A 19,916-nucleotide genomic window follows, 5' to 3' on the forward strand; every position below is an offset into this window, starting at 1 on the left:
CGTAGACCATGACAATGAATCAATTGGGCCATGATTGTTTCTTGGGTTTAGGCAGTAATTTAAAAAACCCTGTTGCACAAATCAGGACCAGCATTGAACACCTCCATCATCTACCGTGCACGCAAATCATAAAAGTTTCAAATTTTTATCGATCCAAAGCGTGGGGGGTTACCGAGCAAAATGACTTCATTAATGCAGCGGTGAAAATCAACACCACACTCAAACCATTGGCTTTGTTGAAAAAAGTAAAGACCATTGAATATCGTTTGATGCAAAGGCAATTGACTCAACGTTGGCACAGCAGAGTGATTGACATTGATTTATTAATTTACGGGACATCTGTTATCAACCGAGCTGAATTGGCAATACCCCACCCATGGATCAGTGAACGCTGTTTTGTGATTGAGCCGTTGTTGGAGCTAAAACCTCAAATGCCAGTTGATTTGATACAGAAAATCACCCAACACCGTAAAAATCACCAATGTGCTGACCATTTAATTAAAACCCACAAACCCGAAATCAGCTGTTTAAAGCCTCAAAAACCCTGTTAATTGTTGTTTTTTTGCAACATTTTTGGAATTATTTAGTTATTTGTTGTATTTATTAAACAAAAAGAGAAAACAGTGTTGCTTTTAAACAAATGTTGTTGTAATATTGTTACCAGTTTTAGAGTAAATCATTCAAAACTCCAAGACAAGCAGGGCACAAAAGTAAAATATCGTATTTAACCCATCCAATTTGGATGGGTTTTTTTTTGCCTTCAATAGACTGCCATTGATAATCCTGCTGCTTTTAAACGTCTGGTGACAGTTGAATACTTAAAGACTGGCAGAGAAATATACATAAATCAGGGCCTCCTTAAGCTACAATCAACCTTTTGAAATACCTCCGCAAGTAGTGCAATGCAAAACAATCCTATTTGGAACCAATTACATCAAAAAGCAAAACAGGCTGATATCAAAAACCTGGAACAATTGTGGCAGAATCCTGAAAGGCATCAGTCACTGACTTTCGAGTTTGAAGACCTTTATCTGGACCTGTCAAAAAATTGGATTGATTCAGAAGCCAAAAATCTACTGTGTCAGTTGGCCGAACATGCCAACCTCAAAGATGCGATTGAAGACATGTTCAATGAACAGATCGTCAATACCACAGATCAATTGCCAGCCACACACACCACTTTAAGAGACCCACACCACAAGAATTACCAAAGCAACATCCAAGCCATTTTTGATTTGGCTGACTTGGTCAGCTCTGGCACCATTAAAACCGCATTTGGTAAACCAGTGACACAATTAGTGAACATTGGCATTGGCGGTTCTTATTTGGGACCTCGGTTGGTGGTTGAGGCGTTGACAGAATTACAAAGTGAGAGTCACATTCCAGTCTTTTTTGCTGCCAGTGTGGATGATTCATTGATCAACCAACTCTTCAAGTCAATTGACATCGAACAATGTTTATTCTGTATCAGTTCTAAAAGCTTCTCTACAGTAGAGACCTTAATGAATGCACGTGCTGTCGAGAAAAAACTCAAACAAATAGCGGGTTACCTACCCAATGAATCACAAAGCTCTTTAATGGCCATTACCGCCAATAAAAACCGGGCACTAGAAGCAGGTATTCCAGCCTCGATGATTTTGCCTTTTGATGAATCCATCGGTGGTCGATTCTCACTGTGGTCAACCATCGGTTTTCCGATTGTATTGGCGGCTGGGAAAGAAAAGTTCAAAGAACTGTTGGGTGGCGCTTATTTAATGGACGTCCATTATCGCAAGCAACCGTTCAATCAAAACATTCCAGTGTTGATGGCACTGATGACTATTTGGTACAGAAATTTTATCGGTCTAGATGCCTATGGTTGTTTGCCCTATGACGCCAGGCTGCGCAGTTTACCTAAATGGCTACAACAATTGATGATGGAAAGCGCTGGAAAAATGCATAACATCAAAGGTGAGGTCATAAGCTATCCGACTACCCCATGGGTATTTGGCGATCATGGGCAACTGTCGCAACATGCTTTCTTTCAAGCATTTCACCAAGGCGTTGATGCCTTGCCCTTGGATTTTATTGGTGTCCTTGAGAAGGATTCAAACAGCCAAGACTTTTTGCTGTTCAATTTGATTGCTCAAGGCGCGGCATTGATGCAAGGCAAAGAAGAAGATCACAGCATGAAAGGCTGTCCTGGCAACAAACCAAGCACCACCCTCTTACTGAAAAGCATGTCTGCCAAATCTATTGGACAACTGTTAGCCATGTATGAACACATGATATATTCGCTGGCAGTGATCTGGAACATCAACTGTTTTGATCAGCCCGGTGTTGAATTAGGCAAGGCCATTGCCAGAGACATTCAAGAACATGTTGAAAATAACACTTTAAATGAAATGGCATTGGACCCATCTACCATGGCATTGATAAAGAAAGTAACGGAACAATGATATGACCCAATTGAGCGAAAGCAAAGACCCAATTACCGGGCAAACATTCGACAAGTCAATCGACTTCAATCCCAATAAAGGTCGGTTGGAATCTCGATATCCAATGGGTGTTTTCAAAGCAGATTACCAAACCCAACTAAAAGCATTCGCTGACTTGGGTGATATTGAAATCACTGAACGCATCAGACAGCACCAAGTCAAAGAAGGCATAAAGCCGATCAAAGGGGTGAAAAACATCATTGCAGTGGCCTCAGGTAAAGGCGGGGTAGGCAAATCAACCATGAGTGTGATGTTGGCAAAAAGCCTGCAACAACTCGGCGCAAACGTCGGTATTTTGGATGCCGATATCTACGGACCCAGTATTCCTAAAATGTTGGGTGTCAGTCAAAAACCTGAATCCCCTGATCAAAAATCATTTTTACCTATTGATGCCAACGGTCTACAAACCATGTCTCTGGGTTACATACTGGGTGAAAAAGACCCTGCCATTTGGCGTGGCGCCATGGTAACCAAAGCCTTGATGCAGATGGTAGAAGACACACGTTGGTCACAATTAGATTATCTAATTATGGATCTACCACCCGGTACTGGCGACATCCAATTAACCATGATTCAAAAAATTCCAGTGACCGCTGCCGTGCTGGTCACCACCCCACAAGACATTGCTTTATTGGATGCACAAAAAGCACTGGCCATGTTTCAAAAAGTAGACATACCTGTTCTGGGTGTGATTGAAAACATGAGCACATTTATTTGTGAAAACTGCGGACACGAAGCACATATTTTCGGCCAAGATGGTGGACAACGCATGGCCACAGAGTTTGGAGTGGCCTTACTCGGTCAAATGCCATTGAATATAGACATTCGCAGCAATATGGACAAAGGTCAGCCTGCCAGTATTTGGCAAGACAGCCATGCTTTGAATGAAAAAGCCTTAAAAATAGCCCTCAGAACTGGACAAAATTTAGCCAAGTTGCCGATTAAGTTCAACTTAACAGACAGCCTGAAATTACATAAAATTTAACCACACAACGATACAGACGAAATAACATGAGTATAAAATCAGATCACTGGATTCGCCGCATGGCAGAACAACACGACATGATCAGTCCGTTTGAACCTAATCAAGTCAGAACCACAGGGCGCAACAACAAAATCATTTCTTATGGCACCTCAAGTTATGGCTATGATGTTCGCTGCTCAGATGAATTTAAAATATTTCATAACATCAACTCATCGATAGTGGACCCTAAAAAATTCGATCGCAAAAGTTTTGTTGATGTGAAATCCGATGTGTGCATTATCCCTCCCAACTCTTTTTGCTTGGCAAGAACTGTTGAACACATCAAAATCCCACGCAATGTATTGACCATTTGTTTGGGTAAATCAACCTATGCTCGCTGTGGCATCATTGTCAACGTCACTCCATTGGAACCAGAATGGGAAGGCCATGTCACTTTAGAGTTTTCCAACACCACACCCTTACCGGCTAAAATTTATGCCAATGAAGGCGTGGCTCAATTTCTATTCTTTGAATCTGATGAAGTCTGCGATGTGTCTTACAAAGACCGTGGTGGCAAATACCAAGGCCAACAAGGTGTGACACTTCCCAAAGCATGAATACCCTAAATTGAAAATAAGCATCATTGGCAGTGGTTGGTTGGCTCAACCACTGGCCATGCAACTGCAAACAGATGGTCATGAAGTCATTGTGACTTCTACCAAGCAAGATAAAGTAAGTGCGCTTAATGCCAAGGGTTTAAAGGCCTTTCAGTATGAGCTGGGTGAACAACTATCTCACCCAGACCAGTTGTTTGACTCAGACGTATTGATCACTGCAATCACCAGTAAGGACACAGGCGCTTTTGATGTACTGATGGACCAACTGACAGAGCAGGCTTGTAAACACCTGTTATTCATCAGTTCCACTTCGGTCTACCAAAATGATGGGCTGTTACACGACGAAACCAGCCAGCGATTAAACACCAAAAGCCCCTTACTTGCGATTGAACAATTGATCCAACTTCACCCATCCGCTTCCATCATCAGGTTTGCCGGCCTGGTAGGACCTAAACGACACCCTGGGCGGTTTTTTACTGGTGACAAAGTCCTTAAAAATCCAGATGCCCCGATTAATCTGATTCACTTAGATGACTGTATTGGCATAATTAAAACTGTGATTGAACAAAACGCATGGAACGAAATATTTAATGGCTGTGCGGACTGCCACCCGACCAAATTACAATTCTACGGCAAGATGGCCCAACAATTAGGCATAGACCACATAGCCACCGCAAATGATGATGGTCGCAGTCACAAAATCATTGATAACCATAAAATAAAAACAACGACAGCATACCATTTTCTTCACCCAGACTTGCTGGTTGTAGATTTTTAAACCCATCAACAATCAGCTGAATGAAGCCGAACATAAGCTGGCGATGTTTTTGGTCTCAATGCTACAATTGTTTCAATCCATCTACAGAATCCCATGTCAGAATTCCAAGTTCACAAACAAGACATCAGCCAAACCAGATTGCTCGATACCCGCAAAGGTAATGAGATACTTGACGGCCAGATCAAAATAAAAATAGAGGCTTTTTCATTCACTGCGAATAACATCACCTATTGGGCGATGGGAGACAAATTAGCTTATTGGCAATTTTTTCCTGCCAGTGTCAATCAAACATCCGAATGGGGAATTATTCCAGTTTGGGGTTTTGCTGAAGTGGTCGAATCGACTCACACTGGTATCAATGTAGGTGAGCGGCTTTTTGGTTATTTACCAACTGCCAATGAATGGCTTATACAGCCTGTCAAAACCGCTATAACTGTGTTGTTCGATGGTTCATCCCATCGCTCAAAACTACCACCAGGATATAATATGTATCGACGGGTTCAAGCCGAATCAGGCTACAACCCAAAACATGATGCTCTGAGGATGCTGTTGTTTCCATTACACATCACCTCTTTTTGTATTCACGACATGCTATCAAGCCAACAATACTTAAGCGCAGAACAAATCATCATCCTCAGCGCCTCCAGTAAAACCAGCTTGGGCTTGGCCTATGCCTTACAACAAGATGAATCTGCCCCTACTGTAGTCGCCATGACATCGGCAAGAAATTTGGCGTTTGTCAAAAAGACTGGCTATTACCAACAGGTAATCAGCTATGATGACATGGTGCAGATTGATGGCAATAAAAAATCAATCATTATTGACATGTCGGGCAATGGTGACTTAATCACCCAATTACATGCCAAGTTAAAAGACAACATGCTGTACTCATCACAGGTAGGTCTGACGCATTGGGATGAAACAGCAAAAGGCACCGGCTTTATTGCCAATCGCAGCAAAATGTTTTTTGCGCCCAGTCACATTCAACAACGATATCAACAATGGGGTGCTGAAAAATTTGAACAACTGGCCAATGAATTCATGCATAAAGCCGCCATCGACAGTCAACGTTGGCTAAAAATAACCACAGTCAAAGGCCTAAAAGGTTTAAGTGAACAGTTCAACTCGGTTTGTCATGGCCAACTTCCACCTGAACAAGGATTAATCATTCAGATGTAAAAATTGAAAACCAGCCCCTTCAATAAACGATGGCCTTGATTTGGTTTTCCAATGCTTCCACCAAATCAGTAAAATGTTTACCTGTACCAGGACCCGCAAAACCAGAGTGTATTTTAACTACCTGGTGTTGTCGGTCTAAAAATATACTGGTTGGATAAGCCACAACTTTATCCAAAAAGCCCAAGACCTTAGCAGCCTCTTTCTTGTCATTGATTCCAGCCCTTAACAACGGGTACTGAATACCATGGCGTTGCTTGAATGCAGCTATTTGCTTTTTATCTCGTTCGATGTCTTCAGTGAATTCAAAAGCCAATCCCACAATTTCCAAACCATCGGCATGATACTGCTTATAAAATTCAGCCAACACCGGCGCTTCATCATTACAGTTAGGACACCAGGTACCGAATAGATTAATCAACACAGGTTTGTCCTGAAACCGCTCATCACTGAGTTGTACCAACTGTCCATTTAGGTCTTCAAATGCGAAGGACACTGTGTTGTCATCTGTGGTTATTTTGACCATGTCCCAACTGTCTGGCAATACAGCGTAAGCTTGATCGTTCAACGCTGCCGTCCAAGTTGCATGATAAGTATCTCTTGACCAAAAATCACCAGTCAATTGACCATCCATCGATTTGGCTGCAAATAAGAAGGCATGAGCACCATCAAAAGCAGAAAGCTTCAATTCACCGCCCATCGCATGACCTGACAAAAACCGATAGTCACCTGTTGGGGTTAAAAATGTACCGTTGACTTTTTGGCCATTTTGTTTGAATTCACCCACAGCAACTGAAGTGCCATCTTCATCAACAAATTCCGCTTGCCAAATTCCAGCAACATCGGTAGTAGACTGGGCCTCTTTGCTTTGTTTAAAGCGGTAGGGATAACCCTTGGTTGCTGTAAAAGGCAAACTGGAAATCATGCCAGCTGCCGTCTTTGACCACTCGCCTGACCAACTGTTGCTGACTGCGTCATAGCTTGCTTTGATCCTCGCATCATACCAACTGAATTGAATTTCCAATTGATTGCCCAATAAAATCACACCTGAAGTGTCGACCCTTTCTGGACCATTTAAAATTTTGGCATCATAACCTTCAGCCGTTTGTGCGATTTGAATCCCAAAAGGCAATTCGCCCCCTGGTGAATGCAACACACCTCGCCATAAACCAGCCAAGTTAATCACCTGCTCAGCAGTCGGTTCAGCCACTTGGGCTTGTTGTACTTCTGGCTCGCTGCTTTGTTGGCAAGCAGTGATTAACAAAATTGATAACAATAACAGTATTTTTTTCATTGAACAGTTGACCTATGGCTTGGTAAATACTTACAAAAAATTAATGTGAATTTAGAGCTCATCCAGTAAATCGTCAGCCGCTTCACACGCTGCTTGAATGTCATCACCACCTTGCATTGATTGTGAAATTTGATTGGCTTTTTGTGAAAACTCAATCAATTTTGTCATGTCCCCAGAAGCTGCCAAGCCCTGAACCTTTTCACTCAACTCCAACAATTTTGCTTTCAAATCTTCTTCGGTACACTCAGAACCACATCCGGACAAACCCAAAACTGCAATCATGGCTAACAGCATCAACTTAATATTTCTCAACATAACGACCTCTTTTTATTTAATTCAACCATCATAGCAGAATTTTTAAATTATAAACCAATGGGAATCAGACACCGAAATGTCATTGACTCAATAAATTCCTCTCCGGAACATGAGTCATCTAAAAAAAGGTTTGGCGACCATAGGTCCCCAAAATATCGCGGCAGACCTACATCCATGTAGGCCAAGAAGTGGTGTGAGGTCTACCTTTACACGAAGGCAGTTGGGCAGCGAAGCAATCCAGCAGCCCACTCCTTTTAGACTGTACCTCACATGACGGTTTTTCGCGGAGCGAAGCCACTTCCGCTCCTGCTATCGCCGCAGACCTACATCCATGTAGGCCAAGAAGTGGTGTGAGGTCTACCTTTACACGGGGGCAGTTGGGCAGCGAAGCAATCCAGCAGCCCACTCCTTCTAGACTGTACCTCACATTACGGTTTTTCGCGGAGCGAATAGAAGTGGTGTGAGGTCTACCTTAAATGGGTCCAAAGGTGTGTATACGCCAGAGCCAAGCGCTCAGCCAATTGTTCATTGGTACTGGAACCGCCATGCCCCCCTTCGGTGTTTTCGTAATACCAAATTGGATAACCATATGACATCATCTTGGCAGCCATTTTTCTGGCATGCCCAGGGTGTACACGATCATCTCTGGTTGAAGTATAGAAGAAAGTGGCTGGGTAATCCGTATTGGGTTGCATGTTTTGGTATGGACTGTAGGTTTTTATATAATCCCATTGTTCTGGAACATCTGGATTACCAAATTCGCCCATCCAGCTGGCTCCTGCCAATAGTTTATTGTAACGTTTCATGTCCAACAAAGGCACGCCACAAATAACGGCACCATATAGGTCTGGCCTTCTGGTCATGGTTGCACCTACCAATAAGCCACCATTTGAACGACCCTCTATGCCTAAATGCTGCGGTGAAGTGATTTTACGCTTAATCAAGTCTTCAGCCACGGCTTCAAAATCTTCATAGGATTTGGTCTTGTTTTCTAACAAAGCCGCCTTATGCCATTTAGGGCCATAAGCACCGCCACCACGAATATTGGCCGATACAAATACGCCACCGCGATCTAACCACATTTTTCCATAGGCGCCTTCTAAAGCTTCATAAGAACCTGAATAGGAAGGCGTTAATGAATTTCTGAAACCACCGTAAGAAAATATATGTGTGGGATTGGTGCCATCAAATTGAGTTTCTTTATTCATCACAACAAAATAAGGGACAAATGTACCGTCAGCAGACCGAGCAAAAAATTGCTCAACTTGATAGGGCGTTGGGTCAAAGCTTTGACTTTGAGATTTAACCGCTCGGGGTTCTAAACTCTTGCCATTGACATGGTACAAAGTCGGCGGTGTGATGAATGACTCATATTCTGCGAAAAAGGCACCACTTTCATCATCAACCGCGGTGACACCAATGGCGCCATTATCTGGAAAAGAGACAGTTTCAACATCCCAACTCCCGTCATCTGGACGATAAACATTCACTTGGCTGACCACATCTGAAAGCAATGTAACAATGATGGTTTCATCAGTTGTGCTTATTGACTCAATATTTTCATTGGCTTTTGGCGATAAAAACACCGACCAATCACTTTCTTCTACCAGTGTTTTCTGTCCAGTTAACACATCAGGATTGATAATTAAAACAGAGCCTTGGGCAATAAATTGACCTTGATACTGCCAATCTTCCTTGAGCGAAATAACCATATTGCCTTGAAACACACCGCTGACTACCGCAGATGGGGGCAAATCAAGTGCCAAGGCTTCACCCTCAACCAATTGATAGTATTGATTGGTCCAAAATGTAGTACTGTCAATCACAAAATCTTTGGCTTCATCTTTTTGGCCGGTGCGAAAAGCAAACACCGAAACTGATTGAGTGTCTGCCTCTAACACCGTTTTTGCTGAAGACAATGCAGTTCCACGTTGCCACAGTTTCATGATTCTGGGATAGCCGGATTCAGTCATTGAACCCGCGCCAAAATCAGTGGCAACAAACAAGTGATCTTTGTCTCGCCATGTCACACGCATTTTTGATTTGGGTAAAGAAAAGCCATCTTTTATGAACTTTTTCTCTTTCATATTGAATTCTTTCATCATCACGGCATCTCCACCACCGGGAGAAATTGACACCAAACAACGGCGGTATTCCGGAGCCAAACAATTCATACCTTTGAATACCCAATTTCCATCGTGGTCAGCATTGTATTGATCCATATCTAAAATAGTTTGCCATTTTGGATTTTCTTTTTGGTTGAAATCTTTGAGCTTGGCTCGACGGTAGATGCCTCTTGGGTTTTTTTCATCTTTCCAATAATTGTATACCCATTCACCGCGTTGACTGACAGATGGAATTCGAGATTTGTTGTTCAATGTTGCCAGGGCTTGGTCATACAACTGTTGATACAAGGGCAAGGATTTATATTGATCAGCCGTTGCTTTATTTTGTTTGTGTACCCAATCCATAGCTTGTTCAACATCAACATCTTCAAGCCAAATATAAGGGTCATTATTGGCATCTTTGGCAGTTGAGTTAAACGTCAAAACTATCAGCATTGACATCATGGTGAGTGAGTAAATTCTTCGCATCTGTGTTCTCAATTTCGAAAGTACAAAGATATTAACAGTTTCATTTAGCGATTTCAGCTGACATTCACTATTTAAAAGTAAATGTGACTTTTGGCATATAATTAGAAAATCTAAAGAACCCAATGAATGAACTAAAATTCAGACTTACAATCTTTTATGATGGTGTTCCAGTATTGTTGGAAAATATAATTTTTATTGTGACAATAAATCATTGGCGAGTTTGAATAATAAAATATTCAACCTTTTGTTCATTCAACCCTGAGATGAATTTTTAAGAAGTTCGTTTTCTTTAATTTCCTTCAATTCAATTTCTTGCTCCAATGATTCGCGTCTTTGCAACTCATTGTTTACATACCTCAACCACTGATTGGCAGCGTTACTGCTTCTATTATCCTGTGCTGCTGATTCAAATGCTGACTTGGCAGCATTGTATTTTTTTTGATTAATATAAGTATTTCCAAGCATCAATTGGGCTGAATCTGGTCTTTTAACACCTTTATTCAGGGCATTTTCAATATTAGCTGCCGCTTTTTCCCACTCTTCTACATTCATATATGATTGCGCCAACCTGAGATATAACTCTCCATCAGAGGTCATACTGGCTGCTTTTTCTAGTGCTGGAATCGCCTTATCATCATCCCTTGCAAGAAACCATGCTTGAGCAATGAGCTCCAATCGTTTTCCACTGGCTTCAATGTTATTGTCTGCCATTTCTGTTTCAAGCAAAACAGCTGCTTTATATGGTAAATCATGCATTAAGTAAAGGTTTGCTAAATTTTCAATGTGAGAAGTGTTCTTTAATAAACCCTTTTCGTACATCACTTCTGTCAACACCATTTGTTTTTTAAAGTCACCTAATTCACTGTATACACCCGCCAATGAAACAATGTAATCATCCTTGGGATACAACTTAACCAAATCCTTTAAAACTCCCAGCATACCTTGATAATTATTGGTTTCATAATAACAAGAACGTAATAATAACAGCCAATTTTCCTTGGGTGTTTTACCAAATCCTTGCTGTTTTTCAACCCCTTGTTTGATGGGCGTTATAGCCTCAGCATATCGTCCACCCTGATAATAGGCTTGACCCAAAAGTACCAAAGTGTCTGCACTGGGGTCTGGCACAATTTCAATCAATCTTTTTACAGTGGCTAATGCCAAATCATACTTTTCAGTGGTGAAATACAATTGACTCATGACATTTAATGTACTTTGTTGAAGAGCCAATGGAATATCCCCAGAATCCAATACTTTTTCATACGACTTTAAAGCCGAACTATAATTTTCTTCAAGGTAATAAGTGTATGCAGTTAAATTCCAAATTTGTGCATTTTCATATGCGGATAAATTTTTCTTTTGTTGTAATTTAGACAGACCAGTCTGTGCTTCTGCATATTGTTGCTGCTCAACCAACTTTTGCAACTTCAATAATTGATTTCCAATTTCCGGACTCAAAGCCACTGTTTGTTTAGTTTCTTGTGCTGAAATATACAGACTGAACACCAACAATAATAAAGTTAACCACACTCGATTGGATTCAATTGTTTTCATCATCAATTCTCCAACTTATATGTGAATTTATTGCGAACATTATGAACTTCGATGGCCTCTCCATCTTTAATTCTTGGTTTGTACTTAAATTTTGCAGCGGCTCGAATTGAAGAACTATGAAACAGTGAACTGCTGCATTGGTCTGGTACAACCACTACATTGGCTGTTTTGCCTTGTTTGGTCACTGTGTATGAAACAGTGCAAAATCCCTCAACGCCTCTTGAAGCCGCACGCTCAGGGTAGATTGGCGCCACTTTGACAATGGGTAAATATTCTCCTTCTCCTATGGCACCTATACTAAAACCACCCGCATTTAATTCCACATTGGTTTCAACAGGTGCTGCAGACACTGCCATTTTCTCCGCAGAAGCGTCAAAATTATCTAATTTAGGGGTTGGAGGTTGTTTCGGTGGAGCTTCAGGCAATGGAGGCTTTTCTGGTTTATTCTTTTTCCGTTCTGGTGTTTCGTTGCGTTTGACTCGAACAAAATCCAAAAACCGGGTTTTACCAGAATCATCAATTCCTGTTTCTGTGAAGGTGATTAAAAACATCATGAACCAAAACAAAAAGACCACGACGGCCAAGCCACCTACATATCCAAGCAACGTCCTAAAGAAAGACTTCTGTGAGGCATGAAATTTTTGGTTGATGGTATCTTCAGTCATTTTCAAGATTCATCAGTGGCTATTGATATATTATAAACACTGGCCGCTCTGGATGCATCCATCACTTTCACCAAGGTATCAGTGGTTGATCCTTTGTCTGCTTGAATTATCACAGAACCTTGTGGATTCTCTGCGTGCAGCCTTTCAATATTGGCCCTGACAGCCCGAATGTCAATGCGTCTGCCATCGATCCAAATATCATTGTTGGGGCTGATAGCAATCAAAATATTCGCCTTTTCCTGCACTTCAGTGGTCGCTGCATCGGGCCTGGAAACATCAATACCTGCCTGTTTGACAAAATTAGCCGTAACGATAAAAAAGATCAACATGATGAACACCACATCCAACATGGGAGTGATATCTATATTGGCCTCTTCTTCTTGCTCTGTGTTGGAAAATAATTGTCTCATTGTCTTCTCATGTTCAATGGTGAAGCACCAGTGCTTCACGGATTAAATGTCGTTGGTTACTGACTTTTCTTTTCAGGTAAGTACTCATGGCTATGCCTGACAGGGCAGCTACCATGCCCGCCATGGTTGGGATGGTGGCTTTGAAGATACCTGCTGCCATTGATCGGGCATTACCAGATCCAGAAAATGCCATGACCTGAAACACTTCAATCATTCCAGAAACGGTACCCAACAATCCCATTAAAGGACACAACACCACGCAGGTGTTAATCAATTCTGTGTTTTTAACCAGGCCTTGTGAAACCATCGACACCAGACGTGCTCGAGTAAACTGGGCATACAATGAACTGTAATCTGCCCGACTGGACCAAATAGATACTGCCTTATTGAAATTATTTTTATGTTGTCGGTTAATATACATTATCCGTTCAATAATGAGTGCCCACATGATGATGCTGATCAATGCTATCAGGTAAAGAACATTACCACCCAACTCAAAGAAATCACGAATAGATTCTAAAAACGGGAAATAATAATACAGCTTATCCATGGTTATTTTCTTTCAGCAATTTCAGCAATCATTCCGGCCGCTTGTTGTTGCAGAACTTCAGTAACTGCTTTGGCCTTACTGGCAACAATGCTGTGTAAAAACAACATGGGTATGGCAACCACCAGTCCTAACACGGTAGTAATCAAAGCGGTGGAAATACCACCTGCCATCATTTTTGGATCCCCAGTACCAAACAGAGTCAATGCTTGGAATGTATTAATCATACCGGTAACTGTTCCCAACAGACCTAGCAATGGCGCCACGGCAGAAATAATTTTAATGAAGGGCAGCCATTTATTCAGTTTTGGTGTCTCATTCAAAATAGCTTCACCAATTCTGATTTCCATCGCTTCCAGGTCATCACCACCACGCACTTTATAAACATTCAAAATACGTCCCAGTGGGTTATCACCTGGGTTGTTTAAATTTTTAATTTGGGCATTCACTTTAGCTGATATTCCCATCAAAACAATAAAGCGATACAAGGCCACCAACAAACCTATAATCCCCAATCCGATAATTACATATCCGACTGTTTTTCCTTGCGCAACTTGCTCCATTAAATTAGGCTTTTCGACCAATTTTGATAACAATCCGCCACGGGTTGGATCTATTGCAACGGAACCCATGCCGCTGGAAATTGCCTGGAAATCTTCTGCCCGTGAAACAAATCTTGACTCTGGCTGCCTAGGCAAAACCAACAAACGACCGGTCTCTGGCTTAAATTCCAAATATTTACCATTAGACAGCGCATTGAACGCCCCCAGGCGTGTAACTGTTTGTTCTGACTCAATTCCATCAGCACCAACAACCATGGTTTTAAAATTAATGACCTTGCCCGTTTCAATGATTTCGCGCTGTATTTCAAACCAAAAATCCTCGATCTCACTTAAGGTCGCAAAACGATTGGTGTCACCCATTTTGCCTGCCAGGTCTGCCATAAATGCAGCCCTTTGTGGGAATTGTTTTTGAGTAATGGAGTTTTCAAATTGAACTCGCGCATCACCTGCAGATTGTTGTAAAACGCCAAACAACTCTTTCAAACCACCTAATTTAAGGTTTAAATCATCCTCCATCAAAATGATTTGTGCGTCTTGTTCTTCAAATAATTGCTCGTATTGCTTAGATAAATTTTCTTGCTCTGAACGGAGGGCTTTAATTTCAGCCAACAAACGAGCTTGTTGCTCTCTATTTTGTTTGAAATAATTCAATCGATCTGCATTGTCTTTGGCATCTTTCACACCTCCTTGTTTCACTTGGTCTAACAATTCTTTAAGGTCCACATTTTGTGCTGCCAATGTTCCAAACGACAAACAAAGCATGATGAACATTATAATTAAACGTTTCATGTTATTTTACCTCCACTGCAGCTTGTACTGGTATAACCAATAAGTCAGGTGCAACTTCTTTTTTGGCTACTTTCAATCCTGCTTTAATATGTGATTTAAACTCACTGGATGGTAACTCAACATATGAGTTCTGACCTTGATCCCACGCTCCAGAATAATTACCGTCCGGTGTTTGGTATGCCAGTGATATACGCCCTACTCTAAAAAAATTCACATCCCTAATTTGTCCTGAAACATCTGCAGTTCCTTTATAAGCCTCAATGGTTCTTCCGTAATCAGCCTCAATCTCGTAGGATTCCAAAACTCGCCTAAATTTTTCTGATTGAGCCACATCTGAACGTTCCATCATTGATCGTAGGTTTGAAATTCTATCTGTTCGCTCTTCTAATAAAAATGGGATATCTAGCTCTATAAACTGTTCCAATGAGTCAATCATCTTAATCATTAACGGTACAATTTGACGTTCAATCAATGAAATGTTTTGCATAGAATTATTAATGGCTTGCATTTCAGCCAACTGATTATCAAGCTGTTTTTTAATTAGACCGTTATAAACTTTAAGACCTTCAACTTCTTTACTCACACTTTTATATTCTGCCAGTAAATCAGCTGCTTGGTCTGCAACGCGTTCAATGTTTTTTTGTGCTTGTGTACCTGCATCCGCTCTTTTTTCTCCAGCTACAATTACATTATCAACAGTTGTTTGTGCAGTTCCAGCACTTACAAACACACACAGTAATAGGGTCTTATAGAATAATTTCATGTTCAACACTCTTAAATTAAATTTGATGAAATATGTAATCATCATTACAGGCTTTATAGAAAGCGCAAAACCAATATGTTTTGCGCTTTTACTCACTTTTTAGAACAAGTCATATCGTAGTTTTACGTAATAAAAACCACCACCGAATCCGGAAGGTGAAAACTGGCTGTATTGATTACCAACACCCGCAGCTGCAGCAGGGTTTTTGTCTGGGTACTCATCCAGTAAGTTTTGTGCACCAATTGTAATGGTGTATTTTTCTTTGAAAGAGTATGCCACTTCTGCATCTAAAATATACTCATCTCCATAGACATTCCCGTCTTCAGAATCAAAGAAATTATCATAATAACTGTAACGACCTAGGAAACGCCAATCACCTACCATGTGATTAGCTTGTAAGTTCCATCGAGTTTCTGGCAAACCTTCTTGTAACTCTCTGATTCTGGTTGGATCTACAACCAATGGATCAAACTTTGTCACTTTTGTTTCTGTATTGTTATAGATTAATGAAAAGTCTGTATTACCATTTCCAATTTCAGTTTTATAAGTGGCTACCACATCTACACCTGTAGTTTCGGTATCAAATGCATTGGTAAAAAATCTGAAATTTCTCAAATTTCCAGCACTGGTTACACCAGAGGCAATCAAATCATCCACTTCTTCAGGGGTTAAACTGAAGTTTTGTGACAAGGTGATTCTGTCCTCTAAATCAATCTTGAAATAATCAACGGTGAAATCAACAGGCCCTAAAGAGAATACTGCACCAAAGGTGAAGTTTTCTGATTCTTCTGGGTCCAATGGTTGTCCTCCTCTGAGTTGAGCCACTGGATTGATTGAAGGAATCGTTCCATTGTTAACCAATTCATTGGTCACTAAGTCGAATTCCGTTGACACATTGAACGCATTCGACTGACCTGGAGTCGGTGCTCTAAAGCCCGTGCTGAAGGTTGACCGCAATGCAAAATCATCTGTAAAACGATAATGGGCAGCCACTTTATAATTTGTCGTGGTTCCAAAATCCTCAAAATCCTCCCAACGTAATGCCACACCTAACAAAAAGTCTTCAGTTATATCAGCTTCCCAGTCAGTGTATAAAGCGATATTAGATCTCTCAAATTTACCAGCAGTTAAAGCACTGAACCCTGGAAACCCATTAGATGCCGATGAAAACCCTTGTGCAGCCAATGGACCAATTTCAAATGAAGCCTGGTCGCCGGCTGTAATTTCAAATGTTTCTGAACGCCATTCCACACCAGCTGCAACATTCAACGGTGAATAAAACCCACTGACTTCTATAGGATATGAAAAATCAGCATTAAAATTCTTATCTAACTGGGTGTAATCACCTGGATCGAATACTGTTGGTGAAGCAGGTCCTAATGAGGCATTTACTGTATTACGGATTAAAAAATCTACATCACTGATACCAACAGCAGCAGATACATCCCATAGGACACCATTATCAAACTCCCCTTTCAAACCAAACGTAGTCGAAAAATCAACAGCCTCACCGCCAAATCTTGGTGTGAATCCGCCTGGGAACACCTCTAAAAATGAGAAACAATTGTCATCTGCAGACAATGCATCAACATATGACTGATCATAAGTTCCACCTGCAGCAATTCTGTACTGTGCACAGTCATCAATGCCATTGTCATTGGTGTCACCAATTAAACGAATGCCATCGGCTGCAAATACTCCGGACCTTGTGTCTGGGTTTCGAAAATAAAATCCTCCATCAACATCTTTTTGAGCGTAATTACCAAACGCATAAAATTCGTTACCACCACCCACTTCAGCGCCCATATTAAATACCAGCTTCAAGTCATCATCAATCTTTGGCTGGCCCCAAATTTGTGCAGGAGTTGCAACAAATGGATTTCCATTATCTATTAATGCCTGGGCATCATCACGCTGAACCGACCGATTTGTATCATCCGTGTTTCCATACTCGAAACTTAAATTCATGAATCCAGAATCAGTGAAGGGTAAGCCAATATTTCCAGCCACACTGCTAGCAGTTCCGTCACCTTCAAAAAATTGACCATACTTTACTTCATATGTTGATCCTTCACTTGAGTCGTTGTAGATAAAGTTCATTACACCAGCAATGGCATCAGACCCATACTGAGCAGCAGAACCATCTCGCAATACTTCAAGTTGTTTCAACGCAATAGATGGAATAGGGGCGATATCAGGACCTTGTGCACCATCAGCCACACCATTACCTAACCAATAAATAACTGCTGCCCGATGACGACGTTTATTGTTAACCAAAACCAACGTATGATCTGGAGCTAATCCTCGGAGGTTTGCAGGTCGTACTATCGTAGCTGCATCTGATATTGGTTGTGTATTCACATTATATGAAGGTACAACATTTCTGATCAAACTACTCAGATCAGTTCCCGCTTGATTTATGAATTCATCACCTGAAACTACATCAATGGGCACTGCCGATTCAGTTGCAGAACGAGCTGCTCGACGGGTACCTGTAACAACAACTTCTTCAGCTGCTGCATTGCCTTCTTCGCTTTCATCAATGTCATCTTGAGCAAATACCATGGGTGTCACGAACAGTGACAGTGCCATTGCAATTCCTACAGATAAATTGTGATTCTTAAAGAACCTGATTTTCATATCTAACCCTCCTAACTATTTTTACTGTGATAACCTTATAAAGAAACATGTACACTAGCGCGCATTATCGAACTGGATTAACGTTTTTTTAACTCTTTGAGTTTAACCATTCTAGTTTTAATTCTTTTATTTTGTCAATCAATACCCTCTATTTTATTGAAAACTCATAGCACCTGTTGCAATATGGTTTGCATAACACAATCTTGATAAAACATATAAAGCATTATAAATGTATCTTATATTGCACAAATCGTTTGCCAAAATGTTTATCGAGCATCTGATTGAACTGAAACTTAAGTGCGATTATTCGAGTTATGTGTAGAACTTCACAAAACCAACCTCGATTAAAGGTTTTTTAGTCAAAAGAATAATATGTTGTTTTATCTTTTTAGAAACATTTAGCATTTCATATTAATTCGCACCCTAAAACCTGCTTTTGCGAAAAATATTGACAATGAAATCTTAGTAAACAATTAAACGTAATGAAACAAATAATAGATTTGGGTTATGAAAATTATCTACGGATAATATGACGTAAGCATGTATAAGAACACTTATATTAATTACGAATTATTATGAATCTGCTGAAATACAATCAAAAACTGTAATCAAATGTCAAATGGCGCAAATCTCCTCAGCATACACATCAATATACAATAATCTTCTGGCACATTATGTTGAGTTGATGCAAAACACTTATATTCTTAATTCGATGTCCTTTCAATCAGCAACAGTACTTATAACAACCTCAATTCAACACGACTCACTACACACACAAAGCAAGCCATTATGATCCTAGGCACCTTTTCTACAATGCATTTTTATCTACTCATTCAAAGGAAAATAAAACCCGTTAAACCATACATACCAAGTTTTACCACCATCAATTGATTCTTCAAAAAATTGCTGCACCACACCATCATTTAGTGGTGTCCAAGTGCCCCTAAAATCTCTGATTTGAGGTTGTTGTTTGCTTGATGCATAGTATATTTTACCGACTAACTGCATCGCCTTATTATTGTTATCCAGTTCAATCAAACCACCTGCATAATCTATAATTGTGCCACCACCACTGACCCAACGTTGTACCCATTGGCCAATGATGCCATCATAGTAATTCATGCTGGTTCCAGTACTACCACTGGCTCCTTGCCATTGTTCCATGATGAGACAACCTTGTTCTGTTTTGCTGATGGTATTGTGGCCATACAATGGCCCTGCTTTTTCTGCATTACCATACACTTCCCAGCGCCCCAGCCAAAAATCAAAATCATTGTAATGCTTACCGTACAGACAAGGTCTGACGTTTTTGTCTACTTTTTGAGTGATTTTTAAAAAGTGTTCACTGTCTTTGTATTCAGCCCACTGTGGGTTGTTCTCTAATTCTTTTAAATTTGAAAACCCAGCATCAGCAGATTGTTCCAATGATTCCCACATGGCTTTTTGCTGCCCTACTTGACTCAAAGCAATGGCTCTTTGGTAAAGAACCAATCCTGGTGGTATTTGATTACCATTGATCAATTTATTGTTGGCTTTCAGCGCTTCATCGCCTTGTTTGAGTTGAATATGTGCATGAGCCAAGCGATACCAGTTCATTTCATTGTTTGGCTCAGCTTCAGTCAATTTTAAATAGACATTAATGGCATCCGACCATTTTTCCTGTTGGTATAAATTGTCTGCAGATTCTTGCAAGTCGCTGTCAGCAAAAGCTGAATGACTAACCATCAGCAATGTTAAAAAGCTTATAACCGCCATACTTAACTTGAACAT

General features: G+C 40.7%; 17 protein-coding genes. 6 read left to right on the forward strand and 11 right to left on the reverse strand.

Going from position 1 to position 19,916, the window contains the following annotated elements:
• Window positions 1-14 precede the first annotated feature (14 nt).
• The 6 genes from folK to CCS90_RS10130 all read left to right on the forward strand — a co-directional run bounded on the left by folK (window position 15) and on the right by CCS90_RS10130 (window position 6,015).
• A complete protein-coding gene (folK, locus tag CCS90_RS10105; protein WP_162846801.1) occupies window positions 15-551 on the forward strand; it encodes a 2-amino-4-hydroxy-6-hydroxymethyldihydropteridine diphosphokinase in 537 nt (178 codons plus the stop codon).
• 351 nt (window positions 552-902) lie between these two features.
• Window positions 903-2,438 (forward strand): glucose-6-phosphate isomerase, encoded by a 1,536-nt coding sequence (gene pgi / locus CCS90_RS10110; RefSeq protein WP_099019409.1) that lies wholly within the window; start codon window positions 903-905, stop codon window positions 2,436-2,438.
• A gap of 1 nt (window position 2,439) precedes the next feature.
• Window positions 2,440-3,462: an iron-sulfur cluster carrier protein ApbC gene (gene apbC, locus CCS90_RS10115; protein ID WP_099019410.1), complete on the forward strand. Its 1,023-nt coding sequence runs from the start codon at window positions 2,440-2,442 to the stop codon at window positions 3,460-3,462.
• 26 nt (window positions 3,463-3,488) lie between these two features.
• Window positions 3,489-4,058, forward strand: a complete 570-nt coding sequence (dcd, locus tag CCS90_RS10120; protein ID WP_099019411.1) for a dCTP deaminase — start codon at window positions 3,489-3,491, stop codon at window positions 4,056-4,058.
• 10 nt (window positions 4,059-4,068) lie between these two features.
• Window positions 4,069-4,836: an NAD(P)-binding domain-containing protein gene (locus CCS90_RS10125; protein WP_099019412.1), complete on the forward strand. Its 768-nt coding sequence runs from the start codon at window positions 4,069-4,071 to the stop codon at window positions 4,834-4,836.
• 93 nt (window positions 4,837-4,929) lie between these two features.
• Window positions 4,930-6,015, forward strand: coding sequence for a DUF2855 family protein (locus tag CCS90_RS10130; RefSeq protein ID WP_099019413.1), 1,086 nt, complete (start codon window positions 4,930-4,932; stop codon window positions 6,013-6,015).
• Between the two features lie 19 nt (window positions 6,016-6,034).
• Here CCS90_RS10130 and CCS90_RS10135 read toward each other — a convergent pair whose 3' ends face one another.
• The 11 genes from CCS90_RS10135 to CCS90_RS10185 form a co-directional block, all read right to left on the reverse strand.
• The gene (locus CCS90_RS10135) at window positions 6,035-7,306 is read right to left on the reverse strand and encodes a TlpA disulfide reductase family protein (RefSeq protein ID WP_099019414.1); all 1,272 of its coding nucleotides are present in this window, start codon (window positions 7,304-7,306) and stop codon (window positions 6,035-6,037) included.
• Between the two features lie 51 nt (window positions 7,307-7,357).
• Window positions 7,358-7,621 (reverse strand): hypothetical protein, encoded by a 264-nt coding sequence (locus CCS90_RS10140; RefSeq protein WP_099019415.1) that lies wholly within the window; start codon window positions 7,619-7,621, stop codon window positions 7,358-7,360.
• A 467-nt stretch (window positions 7,622-8,088) separates the two neighbouring features.
• Entirely contained in the window at window positions 8,089-10,215 is a 2,127-nt protein-coding gene (locus CCS90_RS10145; RefSeq protein WP_099019416.1) for a prolyl oligopeptidase family serine peptidase, read from the reverse strand.
• A gap of 252 nt (window positions 10,216-10,467) precedes the next feature.
• A complete protein-coding gene (locus CCS90_RS10150; RefSeq protein WP_162846802.1) occupies window positions 10,468-11,769 on the reverse strand; it encodes a tetratricopeptide repeat protein in 1,302 nt (433 codons plus the stop codon).
• 2 nt (window positions 11,770-11,771) lie between these two features.
• On the reverse strand, window positions 11,772-12,434 hold the full coding sequence (locus CCS90_RS10155; protein ID WP_099019418.1) for an energy transducer TonB: 663 nt from the start codon (window positions 12,432-12,434) through the stop codon (window positions 11,772-11,774).
• Window positions 12,435-12,436: 2 nt separating this feature from the next.
• The gene (locus tag CCS90_RS10160; protein ID WP_099019419.1) at window positions 12,437-12,844 is read right to left on the reverse strand and encodes an ExbD/TolR family protein; all 408 of its coding nucleotides are present in this window, start codon (window positions 12,842-12,844) and stop codon (window positions 12,437-12,439) included.
• 13 nt (window positions 12,845-12,857) lie between these two features.
• Window positions 12,858-13,394 carry a MotA/TolQ/ExbB proton channel family protein gene (locus CCS90_RS10165; RefSeq protein WP_099019420.1) on the reverse strand — a complete coding sequence of 179 codons (537 nt, stop codon included), beginning with the start codon at window positions 13,392-13,394 and terminating at the stop codon, window positions 12,858-12,860.
• Window positions 13,395-13,396: 2 nt separating this feature from the next.
• Window positions 13,397-14,743 (reverse strand): MotA/TolQ/ExbB proton channel family protein, encoded by a 1,347-nt coding sequence (locus CCS90_RS10170; RefSeq protein WP_099019421.1) that lies wholly within the window; start codon window positions 14,741-14,743, stop codon window positions 13,397-13,399.
• A 1-nt stretch (window position 14,744) separates the two neighbouring features.
• The gene (locus tag CCS90_RS10175; protein ID WP_099019476.1) at window positions 14,745-15,506 is read right to left on the reverse strand and encodes a DUF3450 domain-containing protein; all 762 of its coding nucleotides are present in this window, start codon (window positions 15,504-15,506) and stop codon (window positions 14,745-14,747) included.
• Window positions 15,507-15,605: 99 nt separating this feature from the next.
• The gene (locus CCS90_RS10180; RefSeq protein ID WP_099019422.1) at window positions 15,606-18,146 is read right to left on the reverse strand and encodes a TonB-dependent receptor plug domain-containing protein; all 2,541 of its coding nucleotides are present in this window, start codon (window positions 18,144-18,146) and stop codon (window positions 15,606-15,608) included.
• Between the two features lie 825 nt (window positions 18,147-18,971).
• A complete protein-coding gene (locus tag CCS90_RS10185; RefSeq protein ID WP_099019423.1) occupies window positions 18,972-19,916 on the reverse strand; it encodes a tetratricopeptide repeat protein in 945 nt (314 codons plus the stop codon).

Origin of the sequence: Marinicella litoralis (assembly GCF_002591915.1) — a bacterium.
Taxonomy (GTDB): Bacteria; Pseudomonadota; Gammaproteobacteria; order Xanthomonadales; family Marinicellaceae; genus Marinicella; species Marinicella litoralis.